This is a genomic window from Myroides profundi (assembly GCF_000833025.1).
Classification (GTDB): domain Bacteria; phylum Bacteroidota; class Bacteroidia; order Flavobacteriales; family Flavobacteriaceae; genus Flavobacterium; species Flavobacterium profundi_A.
In genome coordinates, this window is the sequence record NZ_CP010817.1 from 666,312 (window position 1) to 682,304 (window position 15,993).

Consider the following 15,993-nt stretch of genomic DNA (forward strand, 5'->3'; position numbering starts at 1 on the left):
CGAGTAGACTTTTAATATAAAAGTTCACGACTAGTATAATTATTAATTCATATAAAAAAGGTAAGTAACCACTTTGATTACTTACCTTTTTACTTTTAGTGTATATGCTTCATTATTTTTTCTGTAGCATTCTTATTTTTAAGGATAAAATGATTGCTCGTTTTACCTAATTCGATTCTTTTAGCGTCATTATATAATAATTCATCAAAGATTTGGTCTAATTCTGATTGTGAATTTACTACTATACAGCTACCAAATGTTATCAAATCCTTAGCTTCTTGGAACTTTTTATAATTTGGACCAATAATAACAGGCACTCCATAGGTCGCGGCTTCTAGGATATTATGAATACCTGCTCCAAAACCTCCTCCTATATAGGCAATATCTGCATAACTATAAGCTTTAGTCAATATAGAGTAGGCATCTATAATATAGACATTGTATTGTGTTAAATCTTTTCCTTCATGCTCACTGTGTAGCACAGTTGGTTTCTTTAAGTTTTGAACGAGATTATCTATCTGATCCTTTTTGATATTATGTGGCGCAAAGATAAACTTGATAGAATTATCTTGTGTATTGTTGATATAATTGGCTAGAATCTTTTCATCTTCTGGCCATGAACTACCAATGACGATAGTCTTCGCCATTTTATTTAAGGTAAAGGCTTCTAGAAATGCCAATTTATTGTCCTGTTCTAATATCTGAGATACTCTATCGAATCTCGTATCACCTACTATCTCTACATTGTTATACTGCAATTGATTTAGAAGTGTCTTAGATACTTCATTCTGAACAAAGAAGTATCTAAATGCCTTTAATGCTGTTCTGTAGAACCCTCCATACCATTTAAAGAACACTTGATCTGGTCTTAGTATCCCTGAGACTAAATAGGTAGGAATGTTCTGTTGGCGCAATTGATTTAAATAATTAGGCCAATATTCATATTTCACAAAGAATACTTGTTCTGGGTGGCACAAGGCTAAGAACTTTTTAGCATTCGCTAGTGTGTCCATAGGTAAGTATAATGTGGCGTCAGCGATAGTATTGTTTTTCTTCACTTCATATCCAGAAGGAGAGAAGAAGGTAAGCACTATCTTATGCGTAGGGTACTTCTGTTTTAGCTGCTCCATGACAGGAAGCCCCTGTTCATATTCGCCTAACGAAGCTACATGTATCCAGAACACTTTATCAGTAGGAAGTATATTGTCTTTTAAGATTTGAAAAGATTGTTTTCTCCCTGCAACGAATAAGCCTAACTTTTTGTTGAACAGAGCGATAATACGGATGAAGAATATAGAAATATAGGTCAGTATATTATATAGGAAAAACATAGGTAAATCTTTATTGAGCGAAATTACGTTTCTTTTGATAAAGTTTGAGCTTTGGCGCAAAGAATTTATTATTTTTGTAGTGATAACTAATATCGAAATTAAGTGCTATTTATATAGGTAACTTGTTGGTAATTATATGAATAGTTCAAAAGATATAAAAGACAATTAGAATGAAAAAAATTCAAATGGTTGACTTGAAAGGTCAATATGAAGGAATTAAAGAAGAAGTGAATCAATCGATTCAAGAAATATTAGAATCTTCTGCTTTTATCAACGGACCACAAGTACACGCATTTCAGGCAAACTTAGAGCAATATTTAGGAGTTAAACACGTGATACCATGTGCTAACGGAACTGATGCTCTTCAGATCGCTATGATGGGATTAGGTTTAAAACCAGGTGATGAAGTAATCACGGCTGACTTTACTTTTGCAGCTACTGTAGAGGTAATCGCTTTATTACAATTAACTCCTGTATTAGTAGATGTGTGTCCTGATACATTCAATATTTCTATAGAAGCAATCGAAAAAGCGATTACTCCTAAAACTAAAGCTATCGTACCAGTACACTTATTCGGACAGTCTGCTGATATGGACGCTATCATGAAGTTAGCTGAGAAACATAACTTATATGTGATCGAAGATAACGCACAAGGTATCGGAGCAGATTATACTTATCCTGATGGTAAAGTGGTAAAAACAGGGGCTATCGGACATGTAGCTGCTACTTCATTCTTCCCATCTAAAAACTTAGGATGTTATGGTGATGGTGGAGCTATCTTCACTAACGATGATGCATTAGCACATACGTTAAGAGGAATAGTGAATCACGGTATGTATGAGCGTTACCACCACGATGTAGTAGGAGTGAACTCTCGTCTAGATAGTATCCAAGCTGCTGTATTAAATGCTAAGTTACCTAATCTAGATGCTTATAATGTAGCTAGACGTACTGCTGCTCAGATGTATTCTGCTGCTTTAGCTAATCATCCTAATATCGTTACTCCTGTAGTAGTAGGAGATGAGAATAGCCACGTGTTCCACCAGTATACATTGCGTATCGTGAATGCTGATAGAAATGCATTATTAGCACACTTACAAGGTAAAGGTATCCCATGTGCTATCTATTACCCAATTCCGTTACACAATCAGAAAGCATATTTAGATCCTCGTTATAATGAGGCTGATTTCCCAGTGACTAATCAGTTGGTACAAGAGGTTCTTTCTTTACCTATGCACACTGAGTTAGACGAAGAGCAAATCAAGTTTATAACAGATGAGATTAAGGCATTCTTAGGATAGTCTTATAGTACTATAAAACAAAAGCAGACCCGATAAGGTCTGCTTTTTTTATGTATTGATGTTATTCTTTTGTTGTAGATATTAGTGTGAACGAAACAAGTGCACATGCTACTAATGAGAGTGCTACGATACTCATAGAGCCATTATTCAAACTATTTAATAAGATAGAGGTCATGAAGGTAAAGGCTAGTTGAGAAGCTCCAAAAAGAGCTGACGCTATACCTGACTCTGCTTTATAGGGTGCTAATGCTAAAGTAGTCGTAGTAGGGAATAGTAGTCCTAATGGCATCACAAAGAAGAAAAGAGGTACTAACTGTATATATATGCTCAAATCTAACTGTATGAATAACCATAGTAGTGAAGCAGCTATAAACTGTGTACTCGCTCCTAACTTAATAATATTTTTAGGAGAGAGTCTTTTTCTCAAAATTGAAGAGGTTAAGAACGACCCTAACATTAGACCACATGAGTTAGCCATGAATACAAAGCTAAAGTGTGTACTCGATAATCCTCCTACTTCCATTACTAGAACAGGAGAGTTAGAGATATAGATCATTAGACAGCTATAGGCTATACTTCCGATAATAGTATATCTTATAAACAGTTTGTTCTTAAAGAGTTTAAGATAATTCGTTAGTATTCCTCCTACATTTAGAGTAGGTATTCTATTAGTATAGTCTTCTTTTAGACAGAATACAGTCATACCGATACTCAGTGTAGCAAACAAGGCCATAGTTGTAAATACGTGAGTCCAATCTAGATACTTTAAGACTATATTACCTAATATAGGAGCGATGATGGGAGCTATTCCTCCGATCACGGCTAGTATACTAAATATCTTAAGTGTCTGATCTTTATCAAACCTTTTATTGACAATGGCTCTTGCGATAACTACTCCTCCACTACTACCGAAGGCCTGTAAAAAACGATATAGCCACATGACCTCGATGTTTTTTACAAATACTACAGCTAGAGATGAAAGTATAAAAATAGACAGACATAGTATGATTGGTTTTTTACTACCATACTTATCTGATATAGGTCCCCAAAAGAGTTGCCCGATTGCTAATCCTCCTAAGAATGTAGAAAGTGATATCTGAACTCTATTGATCTCAGTATTTAGATCGTGTGCTATCTTCGGGAATGCAGGAAGGTACATATCTATAGCTAAAGGGCCTAATGCAGTAAGGCTCACTAGAGTGAAAATAAGGATCCATTCTTGTGCTGAAAGTTTATCCACTATATAGGTTTTAAAAAAAAATCCTTGGAAGTGTACAACCAAGGATTTTTGTTATTATATAATTGTTGTATGTTTTACCAATGTGTTATGCAGAGTGAGTTTCTGCCTCTTTATTGATTTTTTTGATTAGTCCAACTAATACTTTACCTGGTCCAACTTCTGTAAATAAAGAAGCTCCATCTGCGATCATTTGTTCAACAGACTGAGTCCATTTTACAGGAGCAGTTAACTGTAGGATAAGGTTCTTCTTAATCTCTTCAGGATTGCTCACTGCACTAGCAGTTACGTTTTGATACACTGGACAGATAGGAGTGTTAAAAGTAGTTGCTTCGATAGCAGCAGCTAGTTCTTCTCTAGCAGGTTCCATCATAGGCGAGTGGAATGCTCCACCTACAGGAAGTAATAATGCTCTCTTCGCTCCAGCTTCTTTTAGTGCTTCACACGCTTTTTCTACAGCTGTAGTTTCACCAGAGATTACTAATTGTCCAGGGCAGTTATAGTTAGCAGCTACTACTACACCATCTATACCAGCACATACTTGTTCTACGATGCTATCTTCTAAACCTAGTACAGCAGCCATAGTAGAAGGTGTGATTTCACATGCTTTTTGCATAGCCATCGCTCTTTGAGAAACTAGTTTAAGTGCATCTTCAAAAGCTAAAGTACCATTAGCTACTAATGCTGAAAATTCTCCTAGTGAGTGTCCAGCTACCATCTCAGGTGTAAAGTTCTCTAATGTTTTAGCTAATACAACTGAATGTAAGAATACTGCTGGTTGAGTTACTTTAGTTTCTTTTAGTTCTTCAGCAGTACCTTCGAACATGATATCTGTAATTCTAAATCCAAGGATTTCATTTGCTTTCTCGAACATCTCTTTAGCTATAGGTGAGTTTTCGTATAAGTCTTTCCCCATTCCTGTGAATTGAGCTCCTTGACCTGGAAATACGTATGCTTTCATAAGTTTAGTTTTAAATTTTGTAAGGCAAAAATAAGGTATTTTTATTAGTAAACCATATAGACATAAAAAAAGCCATCTGATATACAGATGGCTTAGTTATGATATGTTTTTGTATTATTGGATAACACCTACACGATTATCTTTAATCTTAGCATTGTCTTTTAATACTTTCAGTACTTGCATTTGTGCCATACCTCTAACGCTGTTTTCTACTCTAGCTTTATAACTAGCGTAACCAGCAGGTAATTCAGGTGCTTTAGCTACATTTTTAGTTTGGATCATATACACACCTTGTAAACCGTCGATTAACTTAGAATCTTTGTTTACTGCTGTTGCAAAAGCTGTTCCTACTACTAATGGTTCATTACCAATATTAGTGATAAGTGGAGCTCCTGTAGTCACATCAGTTACAGATGCGATAGAAGCTTTAGAACTGTTAGATACTTCTTGAATAGTATTTCCAGTCATTTTCTTTCTAATTACAACTGCTTTTTTCTCGTTCATTAAGATTGGCTCAACGATTGATTTCACTTCTTCTACTGGTGCAAGACCTGTGTCATTTTTAGAAGTTACTTTCACGATGATATGTCCGTCAGCATTGTCAAATCTCTTAATAGCACTCTCTTTAGTCTCTTTGTTGAAAGCCCAAGAGATAATACTTCTTTGGTTACCTACTCCAGGTAAGAATTCTTCGAATGGACGAATAGTTACTTCTTTCTGAGCATTGAAACCTAATCCTTCAGCAGTAGCGATAAAGTCTTTAGCTGTAGGAGCATCTTGTTCTAATTGAGTAGCTTTAGTGAATAAGTCATCAGCAGTTACATCAGATACTTCTATTTTACGAGCTACAGTTGCTAATTTAGCACCTTCTTTCTTTTCGTTTACTTGGATAATGTGGTATCCAAAGTCAGTTTCTACTAAACCGATAGTTCCAGCAGCATTGTTAAAGATAAAGTTGTCAAAAGGTTTAACCATTTGTCCTCTTGGAATATCTTCGTATTTACCACCGTTGTTTTTAGAACCTGGATCTTCTGTTTGCATCATCGCTTCCATAGCGAATGAAGAAGGATTAGCTTTTACTTTAGCTAAGATTTCTTCAGCTTTTTCTTTAGCTTCTTCTTTAGTTCTAGTAGCACCTGGTGCTGCAGAACCTGCAAAACCGATTAGGATATGAGAAGCATCAACTCTCTGACCTGCTTTTTTATCAATCATTCTTGAGATACAGTAGTAGTCTCCCATAATGTATGGACCGAAAGTTTGACCAGGTTGTAAGTTGAATAATTCTTCTTGGTATTCTAAAGGAAGATCTTTCTTCGCGTAGTATAAACTGTCAAATTTGATATCTGAATTTGTATTTACAAACGTTTCGATATCTTTCACTGTTTTAAAACCAGGAATAGTATCATTCTTTTTAGTTGTAGCGTTGTATTGTACAGTAGGTTTTAAGTAACCTTCTATAACTTCTTTTACAGCTTCTTTATCAGCAGCAGATGGCTGACTAGGAAGGAAAGCATATTGTAATACACGAGTAGGCTCAGATTTAAATCTGTTAGCATGTTTTTTCATGTAATCTAATATCTCTGTATTAGAAACAGCAGCTTCTTCATTATTCACAGTAGAATAAGGAACAGTAACATAGTCAAAAGAAACTTTGTCATTCTCGTTAGAGTATGCAGCTTTAGCATCAAGATTAGTAGTATAAATACCACCTTGAACTAATGAAAAATACATTTGCTCTAAACCAACTTTCTCTAATTCTTTTTCATAAGCTAACCATTGGTTCCATTGCTCTTGACCAGCACCTTTCATCATAGCAACAAATTGGTTGAATTTGTTGATGTCGAATTGTCCTACTTCATTTTGGAATTCTGGATTGTTAGCGAATGTAGGGTTGTTTTTAACAACGTTTACTAATTGGTCTTTACCAAGTCTTAAACCTAACTTTTCAAATTCGTTAGTAAGTAAAATATTATTTACTTCGCTGTTCCACACCATTACTCCTGCTTGAGTATTACTCATCTGCCCTTGTTTCTCAGCTTGAGCTACTTTATGTAGGAATTCTTGGGTATTAATTTCTTCACCATCTACACTACCAATGTTTCTAGATAGTCCACCTCCCGTGCTTCTTACTACGTCGCCAATAACGAATGCTAATAATGCAATACCAATTACGGCAATTAACAGAGCGGATTTTTGTCTAATTTTTGATAAAACTGCCATGCTTTTTTATTATGTGTAATTTTTTTCAGTGAGCGAAAATACAATTATCTATTTAATAATAAAAGGGGTAGTGCTATTATTTTAGTGCTTTCGTTAAGTTTTTATTTAGATTTCAGAATAATTAATTTGTTTTTTTATAATTATTGTTGAAATAGAGCAGATAAGAGAGGAATATTAGTGTAGGTTTAATAAAAAAAGAAAGGCGAGATGTTTATAATCTCGCCTTTACTAGTATATTATTTTTTGTTATACCCATCCATCTTTTTTAAGAATTTTCTTCGGAAGAAGAACATGAATATCGCTACTGCTGCTATCAAGAAACTCAACCAAGATCCTGTCTCACCAGCTACTATTTTTGATACACCATCGTATATAAATAGTACTGCGATAAATAAGTAGAAGAAAGGTATTATGCGTAATGCTTTCATTTTATTCGTTGTTTTTTACGCTTTCGGCGTAACTGTTAGTTGCTTTTACCTTGCTCATTTTACTGTCAAAGTCTATTCCTATTCCTCTAGTGAAGTTTTCGCTATCAGTAGAGGCTCTGTATTTGCCTTCTGTAAAGAACCATTCGTTTTTTTGATCATAGTAAAGTTGATCAGAAACAAGCTTCTTACCATCATGTGTTGTTATTACAACATTTCCTTGTAGGTCTATTAGGTCTGTCTTAGTATAACGGATAGCATAATCAGCTATTACAGTATTTTTATTTTTATCCTTGTCATATATCGTTAAGTGAATTCCGTCTGGAAATTCGGTAAATGGATATTTGACATTGCTGTAATCGAGCATTTTTGGACTTACTAAAATAGCTTTGACTCTCCCTGAATCTATGTATTGACCGCGCATATTTTCTACTTCACTGGCTGGAAAGAAACTTACTTTGTTGAATTTTTGAATTTCTTTAAAGTTGCTTTCACAAGAAAATAAACTTACAGCGATTGTGAAAAAGAATAGTATGCTTAAGAATTTAGAAAGTAATTTCATTTGTTAGCGTACTACAAATTAATCAAAACGACGTTTTTGGAACCAAAGGTCATTTAATGAGAATCCTACATAAACACTGAAATAGTTCTCTTTAACTAATCCATTATTTTTAGTTCCTCTGCTACCGTATTCAAAACCAATATTTAAGTTAGTGAATTTACGACGCTCTCCAATAGGTAAACCCACACCAAGATTAACAGCCATATCGTTGATAGCTTTGTCATTTAAGATAAGCCCAGTGTTTTCATATCTGAAACCTGCTCTATATACAACGCGATCTAGGTAACTACTAAATGAGTTATACTTAGGGATATAGAATCCTCCAAGAGAGAAACGATTAGAGTTTTCAAAGTTAGAGATACTCGTTTTATTCCAAGAGTCAGTTAATTTACTTGTTTGTGTAAATGTATATTGACCACCAATGAACCACTTAAATTCTTTACCAAAACCTAGTCCCATAGAAAGAGCTTGTGGGTTAGTAATATTTCTAGATTCATCAATAACAGTTTTTTGATCAGCTATTTGATTTCCTTTTAAGACTTGTAGTTTCGTAAGGTTGTCATTTGTCCATTTTGTTTCAGGACTATAAGTTACGTTAGCTTGCCAATCGTACCCTTTAAATTTACCGGTATATTGTGCTGAGAAATTAAAAGAGAATCCTTTGTAGTCTAATCTTCTCAATTCTCTAGTAATATTCTGAAGTGATGTTCCATCTCCGATATCAGTGATGTTCTCATACAAATCATTATTAGTATGACCAAAGTGGTATCCAGCATCAACTCCAACAGCAAAGTTCTTGTTGATTTCATATCCAGCTCCTAAGAATACTCTGTTTACTCCACCATCACCTTCATATCTAGAGTTAATCTTTTGTCCTTGAGGATTTGTTCTTTCTCCATTGATTTTATAACCAACATTAGAGTAAGGTAATAACCCAAACACAACACCAAAGTTCTTCGCAATAGGTAATCCTACAGCTACGTAGTCTATCGTTTGTCTATTTGCGTTTTCTGAACCAGCATCAGTTTTAAAATTATAAGAAGTACCTGTCGCTCCTAATGAAAAAGTAGTAAGCTTAAGCTTTCCAAATGAAGCTGGGTTTTTTAAATTTATATGAATACTATCTGCGTAAACATTTGTTCCCCCCATAGCTTTGTATTCATTCGTACCGTTGTAATTAATATTACCTACGCCATAATAAGAGTAAGGAGACGCATTGCCTTGTTGAGCTAGAGCAGCTGTACCGCATAATAAACTCAGGCTAAAGAAGATTTTTTTTATCATTTTCAATTGTGTATTGATATAAATTGTTCAGACTCTCTAGTAGAAAGTTTGAATTAGCAAATATGACATTTTTTAATCTTTTGACCAAAAAAAGTGTATCTCCACCAGTTAAAATTATTTTTAAATCAGGATATAAGGATTTGTATTGATTAATGATGCCATCTATTTCAAGGGTTATCCCATTAATTACGCCAGAGTGAATAGACTGATCGGTTTGATTTCCGATTAAATAATCTATATCAGTTGGTTCTAATAATGGAAGCTTTGCGGTATAATGATTTAAAGCTTTATAGCGCATACTTAAACCTGGTGAGATAGCTCCACCTAGATATTCGTCTTTGTCATTAATGAATTCGTAGGTTATACAAGTACCTGTATCAATAACTAAACGATTAGAGTTTGGATATAGTATAGTTGCTCCTGCTGCGAGTACCATTCTATCTATACCAAGTGTAGTAGGGGTTGCGTATTTATTCATAAAAGGGAAGGGGCTTTTATGGCTAATTTCTATTACTTCTGTGTTTTCTAGTAACCAATTGTAAGTCGTAGATTCTAATTTTCCTACCGAAGAGAGTATAACTTTAGGTTTAGACTGATTTTTTTTTAAAATATTTTTTATTTTTTTTTCTAATAAATTCAGATCGAAAAATTGTGTCTCTAAAAGCGTATCTTTTTCAAAGATAGCTAATTTGGTTCTCGTGTTACCTATATCAATTGCTAGAATCATAGTGTGTTTCTTGTGTGAGACAAAGGTAGTAAATGATTTTTTTTCTAAAAAGTTTTGGAAGAACGAAAATCTGTTCTATATTTGCAACCGCTTAACAGAACAAGATTGTTCAATACTAAAAGCCAATTGGTGCCTTAGCTCAGTTGGTAGAGCAATGGACTGAAAATCCATGTGTCCCTGGTTCGATTCCTGGAGGCACCACTAATTTAGCTTTTAGTTGTTATAGTTTAAAAAAAGGTGCCTTAGCTCAGTTGGTAGAGCAATGGACTGAAAATCCATGTGTCCCTGGTTCGATTCCTGGAGGCACCACTAATTTAGCTTTTAGTTGTTATAGTTTAAAAAAAGGTGCCTTAGCTCAGTTGGTAGAGCAATGGACTGAAAATCCATGTGTCCCTGGTTCGATTCCTGGAGGCACCACTAATTAAACTTAAGCGAAACAATAAGGTGCCTTAGCTCAGTTGGTAGAGCAATGGACTGAAAATCCATGTGTCCCTGGTTCGATTCCTGGAGGCACCACGAAAAAACCACTACTCATCAGTAGTGGCTTTTTTATTTTCTGCCCTGATGTAAAAATGGATCAGTGTCAATAGTAGGGATCAGTGACAAAAGGGATCAGTGACAAAAGTTGGGGACTACGCAAAAAGTTTAGTTAATCTAAAAAGTAAAGTACATTTCAAAATAATGCTCACTGGTAAAATAAAGCGTTTTAAGGAAAGTATTTAATCATTGAATAATTATGTGTAAGTGTCCAAAGAGCGTTCTTAAGGGGGCTTGTGTGTCTTTGTGTTGGTGATTGAAGAGAGGATAGGAAGAAAATAAAAAGCCCACTTCATAGAAGTGAGCTTTATGTATTATTTGTTGATTGCCTTAAACTCCATTGTTAGTTTTTTTAGTTCTAATTCATGGGTTTTGATATTCGTTTGTAAGTCAAGTAATTGTTTTTTGAACTTTAAATCTTCAATAGGAGTAAGTTTACCAGAAGCCTTTTTTTGTACGTATTTGCTATTTCTAGCGTTGTATTTATCTTCTGCTTTTTGAAGTTTCAAGGTTTGTTTGCTAACTCTTTTTTGGCTTTTGATTATTTCTTTTTGTTTTTTTAGCTCAGCTTTATGCTCTTTTTCTAGTTGTTTCTGTGCTCTTAATTCTTCTTTTTGTTGCTCTTTAGCTATTTTTCTTTCTTGTTCTAACCTTTTAGCTGCATCCTTTTCATTTTGAAGTTTAATTTCTTCAAGTTTTAAGTTTTCTTCAACTACTTTTTGTTCGTCAATTAGAGACTCTAATGAAGTTTGTTCTGTTGTTATTTCTTTTACACCAGAGGTTTTAATTTCTTGAGCTTTAACCATAGATGTTGTTGCTACAAATAATGCAGCAGCACATAGCATTTTGTTTTTCATTGTTTTGTTTGTGTGAATTGTATTAAAAATTTGTTTCGTGAGTATTGTTTACCATTCATTAATTCTGTTAGCATCGAGCTTAAGAAAGATAAATAATAAAACAGTAAATGCCATTAAACTAGATCCTCCATACGAAAAGAATGGTAGGGGTACACCTATGGTAGGGAATAGTCCAATAAGCATTGTAATATTAAAGGCAAAGTGGATGAATAGAAAGCAGATAACACAATAACCATAAACACGGTTAAATATTTTTTTCTGTCTTTCTGCTAAATGTATTAATCTGAAAAATAGGCAGACAAATAGAATGATTACAAAAGAAGCTCCAGCAAACCCCCATTCTTCTCCTACTGTAGTGAAGATATAGTCTGTGTGTTGTTCTGGAACGAAACCTCCTTTAGTTTGCGTCCCTTCTAAGAATCCTGTCCCTGTCCAGCCTCCTGATCCAATGGCGATTTTGGATTGATTAAGGTTATATCCTTCAGCTTGTAAGTTAACGTCTTCTCCTATTAATACATTGATTCTGTCTTTTTGGTGTGGTTCTAATACTTTGTCATAAACGTAATCTACAGAGAATACGAAAGCAGACATGATTACAACCAGTATAATATATATTAATGGATTACGGGTTATCTTCTTGTTTAAATAGAAGTGTAATGCCGCTATTATAACAATAGATGCTATAATGATACCTGGTTTTACTACAAGTGCAGCTACGAAGAGAATAATGGTTATAAATCCAGTCCATAGGTACCAGCTAGGTAGTCCTTCTCTATACAAAACAAAAACAAGAGAAACGAATAACATGGCACTACCAGTATCATGCTTTAAGATAAATAGGGTAGGAACACCAATAATAACTAAAGCTATAATTTGCTCTTTAAACGAACTTAGGTGTGCTTGGCTATCTGATAAGAATTTAGCAAGTAGTAGGGCAGTAGTTGTCTTTACAAACTCTGAGGGCTGTATACCAAAACCAGCTATCTGATACCAGTTCGTTTGACCTTTTACAGATTTACCAAATACAAATAAACCAAGTATGGATAGTAGTCCAATGATATAAAATACCATAGCATACTTCTCATAGAACTTAGTGTCTATAGATACAATCAATATAATAAGTGGAATACAAAAAATAATAAACATTAGCTGTCTACCATAGATTTGGCTTAAGTCAAAAATAGATGTGGTTTCTGCAGGTAGAGAAGCCGAATAGATATTAATCCACCCAGCTATGACTAAAAGCATATACAGGAGTATCGATATCCAATCTATATTTTTTTGAACACTAACGTTTTTCATTTTTAATGTAATCTAAAGCTATATATTAATTCTGTGTGTTTTTTTAGGCTTGTCTGACTTGTCATAAAGATGAAGTACCTTGTCGTATTCATTTTTTAAACTTCCTTCAAGCATTCTCTTCTCTAAGTCAGTTCTTACTATTTCAGGTAAAAGATATTTCTGAACCATTAAGCTAGTAATAGGAGCAGCCCATCTACCTCCCCAATAACCATTTTCAATAAATACAGCAATAGCTATTTTAGGATCATCTTTAGGGGCGAATGCTACGAATACTGAGTGGTCAGTTAATTGGTAGCGCTTACCATTTATTCTAGTAAAGTTTTCTACAGTACCTGTTTTACCACACATTTCTAGTCCTTCTACTCTTACAGAACGTCCGGTACCAATGTTAAACACATCATTCATCCCTTTTATAATAGGTTCGAAATGACGTTGATCTATTGTTGTGATATGTTTAGTAGTGAATTTTTTATCTATATCGTGGTGTTCTATATTCTTAATGATATGAGGAGTATAGTAATAACCTTTATTTGCTACAGCTGCCATTACATTGGCTAATTGCATTGGGGTCATTATAACCTCTCCTTGGCCAATAGAATTAGAAATAGTAGTCGTGCTTTTCCATCCTCCATTCGGATACCATCTGTTGTAATAATCAGCATCAGGGATATGTCCTTTTCTTCCTTCAGGTAAATCATATCCTAAGAATTGACCTAATCCAAATGAATGTAAGTGCTCACTCCATTTATTGATTCCTTCAGCAGGAGATTTATATTTTTCTATTACTCTTTTATAAGTATTAGCAAAGTATGTATTACAAGATTTTGCGATAGCAATGTTTAAGTTCCAATGTCCAGAGTCGTGACACCCCATCCATGCGCCTTTACCGTAATAGAATCCTCTGTTACAAGCAAAAGTAGTATGTTCATTAATTACTCCTTCCTGTAAACCTATTAATCCAGTAAGAATTTTGAATGGTGATCCTGGAGAATATTCTCCAGAAAGTACACGGTTGTATAATGGTTTAGCTAGTGAATCATTATATAGTGCAGTATAATTTTTAGAGCGCTCTCTACCTACTAGCAAAGCAGGGTCATAACTAGGTGCATTAACTAAAGCTAGTATTTCACCAGTTTTAGGTTCGATTGCAACTATTCCTCCTCTTTTATTCTGCATTAATAGCTCTCCATAAGCCTGTAATTCACTGTCTATTGTTAGAATAATATCATCTCCTTTTACAGCTAAAGTGTCGTATATACCATTTTTAAATGAACCAATTTCTCTATTAAAACGGTCTCTCTGGATATATTTAACCCCTTTAGTACCTCTAAGTGTTTCTTCATATTCTTGTTCGATACCTTGTATACCGATCAAATCTCCAGATTTATAATATGAATTAGATTTTATATTCTGTTCATTCACCTGACGTATGTATCCGAATAGGTTTGCCCCAGCTGATACTTGGTAGTCTCTTAGTGATCTTTTTTGAATATAGAATCCGTTGAAGTGTCTTATTTTTTCTTGAAAAGCAGCGTATTCTGCTTTGCTTAATTGTGGTAAGAAAATAGAAGGTAGTCTAGGACTATATACTTTTGCTTTTTCTAATTTAGAAACGAATTGGTCATAGGTAACATCCAATAAACTACATAGAGCTAATGTATCAATATTCTTAACTTCTCTAGGAACAACCATAATATCATAAGAAGGTTGGTTCGCTATAAGTAATTTATTGTTTCTGTCAAAGACATATCCTCTTTCAGGATATTCATAGACAATTTTTAATGCGTTATTTTCTGACTTCTTAATATAAGTGTCATCTACTATTTGTAAAAAAAATAATCTAGCTAGTACTACAATAGTAACTACGATAATAATTAATGGTAATAAAAGCTTTCTCATTTTTTCGATGGTTTAATCAGAAATAATATCAAAATACACGCTAGTAGTGTAGTTATAGTTGTTAGTACAGTTCTTAAAAGAATCTCCCAGATAAAATTAAATCTAAAGAATTCTAATCCAAAGAGAATAATGTGATGTATAACAACGGATATAGAAATATAACCAAAAACCTCTAGAGATTTAAAAATATCTTTAGTGATTTTTTTGATGATATTTAAATTGTGATATTGATAGCTGATCCCGAAGGAGAACTTTAGTATAGATGGTCTAGCAAAGGCTAGAATTAAACTAGCAGCTGCGTGCATTCCACCAGAGTTCTCAAACATATCTACGATAAGACCAAGAAAAAAGCTTGTTAAGTAAAAAACAGCTTTATTGTTGTCTGTTGGATATAAAATGATAAAAAGAATATATGGAAATGGGTTTATAAAACCAAAAAGATCTATATTATTGAAAATAAGAATCTGTGCGATTAATAACGCAATAAAACGAGCAATATTTGAAAATGCAACACTATTCATTTTTTGTTTCAGCTTCTAGTTGGTTAATTTCTTCAATATCTTTATTCTTAATTACATATATATAACCAAGGTTCGTCATGTCATTAAACAAGCGAACAGAAATAGTAAAGTAATTTGAAGTTTCATTAGTATATGCTTTCTCGATTACACCAATAGGAATATTCTCAGGGAATATAGTAGATATACCTCCTGTTACAATAGTATCTCCTTTGTAAATCTCAGCTAGCCTTGGTATGTCAGATAAGTTAACATATCCAGTGTTTTTACCATCCCATTCTAGAGGACCGAAGTGATTAGTACCTTTAATTTTAGCATTGATCTTAGACTTTACGTTTAAGATGCTTTGTACAGTAGAGTAGTTTTTAGATGTTTTTTCTATAACTCCGATCACTCCATTACTATTAATCACTCCCATATCTTTTTCAATACCTTGCTTAGAACCACCTTTTATAGTAAGGTAGTTTTCTTTTGTATTGAAGGTATTACGGATTACTTTAGCGACTATAATAGAGTACTCTTGTCTTTCCTCTGGCATTAAGTTTCTAATTTCTATAGAATCTTGTGCCGTAGTATTGTTAAAAGCGATGGACTTTAGGTGTGCATTTTCTAAAACTAGAGCGTCATTCTCTGTTTTTAGATGCATATACTCCTTGAAATTGTTTACATTTTCATAGACATAACCAGTCACACCATTCGCTGAGCTAATAAACGAACTTTGGTGAAAAGTATGCGTTTGTATTATTAGCCCGAATGATATGATTAAAAGCAGCAAAAACAGTAGCTTAGTACTGTTTTTTATAAAGAAATTGATTATCTGCTGCATAAGTTA

General features: G+C 33.9%; 14 protein-coding genes and 4 tRNA genes. 5 read left to right on the forward strand and 13 right to left on the reverse strand.

The annotated features are described in order from the left end of the window. Positions 1–95: 95 nt before the first annotated feature. Positions 96–1,331, reverse strand: coding sequence for a 3-deoxy-D-manno-octulosonic acid transferase (locus tag MPR_RS03005; RefSeq protein WP_052472628.1), 1,236 nt, complete (start codon positions 1,329–1,331; stop codon positions 96–98). Positions 1,332–1,501: 170 nt separating this feature from the next. Between MPR_RS03005 and MPR_RS03010 the strand changes: the two genes are divergently transcribed. Next, entirely contained in the window at positions 1,502–2,632 is a 1,131-nt protein-coding gene (locus MPR_RS03010) for a DegT/DnrJ/EryC1/StrS family aminotransferase (protein WP_006257280.1), read from the forward strand. Positions 2,633–2,693: 61 nt separating this feature from the next. Here the strand turns inward: MPR_RS03010 and MPR_RS03015 are convergent, their stop codons facing one another. The 7 genes from MPR_RS03015 to MPR_RS03045 all read right to left on the reverse strand — a co-directional run bounded on the left by MPR_RS03015 (position 2,694) and on the right by MPR_RS03045 (position 10,048). Beyond that, positions 2,694–3,872 carry a multidrug effflux MFS transporter gene (locus MPR_RS03015; RefSeq protein WP_041888994.1) on the reverse strand — a complete coding sequence of 393 codons (1,179 nt, stop codon included), beginning with the start codon at positions 3,870–3,872 and terminating at the stop codon, positions 2,694–2,696. Positions 3,873–3,957: 85 nt separating this feature from the next. Beyond that, positions 3,958–4,830, reverse strand: coding sequence for an ACP S-malonyltransferase (gene fabD / locus MPR_RS03020; RefSeq protein ID WP_006257278.1), 873 nt, complete (start codon positions 4,828–4,830; stop codon positions 3,958–3,960). Positions 4,831–4,944: 114 nt separating this feature from the next. Further along, positions 4,945–7,050 carry a peptidylprolyl isomerase gene (locus tag MPR_RS03025; RefSeq protein WP_041888997.1) on the reverse strand — a complete coding sequence of 702 codons (2,106 nt, stop codon included), beginning with the start codon at positions 7,048–7,050 and terminating at the stop codon, positions 4,945–4,947. Between the two features lie 236 nt (positions 7,051–7,286). Continuing rightward, the gene (locus MPR_RS03030; protein WP_041888999.1) at positions 7,287–7,478 is read right to left on the reverse strand and encodes a hypothetical protein; all 192 of its coding nucleotides are present in this window, start codon (positions 7,476–7,478) and stop codon (positions 7,287–7,289) included. A 1-nt stretch (position 7,479) separates the two neighbouring features. Further along, positions 7,480–8,037, reverse strand: coding sequence for an LPS export ABC transporter periplasmic protein LptC (gene lptC / locus MPR_RS03035; protein WP_041889002.1), 558 nt, complete (start codon positions 8,035–8,037; stop codon positions 7,480–7,482). Positions 8,038–8,055: 18 nt separating this feature from the next. Next, a complete protein-coding gene (gene bamG / locus MPR_RS03040) occupies positions 8,056–9,321 on the reverse strand; it encodes a BamG family beta-barrel-assembly machinery protein (RefSeq protein WP_041889005.1) in 1,266 nt (421 codons plus the stop codon). Continuing rightward, positions 9,299–10,048 carry a type III pantothenate kinase gene (locus tag MPR_RS03045; protein WP_041889007.1) on the reverse strand — a complete coding sequence of 250 codons (750 nt, stop codon included), beginning with the start codon at positions 10,046–10,048 and terminating at the stop codon, positions 9,299–9,301. Before MPR_RS03045 ends, bamG begins: the two co-directional genes overlap by 23 nt. 128 nt (positions 10,049–10,176) lie before the next feature. On the opposite strand from MPR_RS03045, the gene MPR_RS03050 reads away from it, so the two are divergent. From MPR_RS03050 to MPR_RS03065, 4 genes are all read left to right on the forward strand, one after another. After that, positions 10,177–10,249 (forward strand) — tRNA-Phe (locus MPR_RS03050). Positions 10,250–10,284: 35 nt separating this feature from the next. Further along, positions 10,285–10,357 (forward strand) — tRNA-Phe (locus MPR_RS03055). Positions 10,358–10,392: 35 nt separating this feature from the next. Continuing rightward, positions 10,393–10,465: transfer RNA gene (locus MPR_RS03060), tRNA-Phe, on the forward strand. A gap of 26 nt (positions 10,466–10,491) precedes the next feature. Further along, positions 10,492–10,564, forward strand: a tRNA-Phe gene (locus MPR_RS03065). A gap of 335 nt (positions 10,565–10,899) precedes the next feature. Here the strand turns inward: MPR_RS03065 and MPR_RS03070 are convergent. From MPR_RS03070 to mreC, 5 genes are read right to left on the reverse strand one after another with little or no spacing between them, the layout of a single operon-like run. Continuing rightward, positions 10,900–11,442: a hypothetical protein gene (locus MPR_RS03070; protein WP_235280519.1), complete on the reverse strand. Its 543-nt coding sequence runs from the start codon at positions 11,440–11,442 to the stop codon at positions 10,900–10,902. A 48-nt stretch (positions 11,443–11,490) separates the two neighbouring features. Continuing rightward, positions 11,491–12,744 (reverse strand): rod shape-determining protein RodA, encoded by a 1,254-nt coding sequence (gene rodA, locus MPR_RS03075; RefSeq protein ID WP_041889010.1) that lies wholly within the window; start codon positions 12,742–12,744, stop codon positions 11,491–11,493. Between the two features lie 18 nt (positions 12,745–12,762). Then, complete coding sequence (gene mrdA / locus MPR_RS03080) at positions 12,763–14,643, reverse strand: penicillin-binding protein 2 (RefSeq protein WP_041889013.1); 1,881 nt, start codon at positions 14,641–14,643, stop codon at positions 12,763–12,765. Next, positions 14,640–15,164: a hypothetical protein gene (locus MPR_RS03085; protein WP_006257269.1), complete on the reverse strand. Its 525-nt coding sequence runs from the start codon at positions 15,162–15,164 to the stop codon at positions 14,640–14,642. Before MPR_RS03085 ends, mrdA begins: the two co-directional genes overlap by 4 nt. Then, positions 15,157–15,987 carry a rod shape-determining protein MreC gene (gene mreC / locus MPR_RS03090; RefSeq protein ID WP_041889016.1) on the reverse strand — a complete coding sequence of 277 codons (831 nt, stop codon included), beginning with the start codon at positions 15,985–15,987 and terminating at the stop codon, positions 15,157–15,159. The genes MPR_RS03085 and mreC overlap by 8 nt, the downstream gene beginning before the upstream one ends. Positions 15,988–15,993 lie beyond the last annotated feature (6 nt).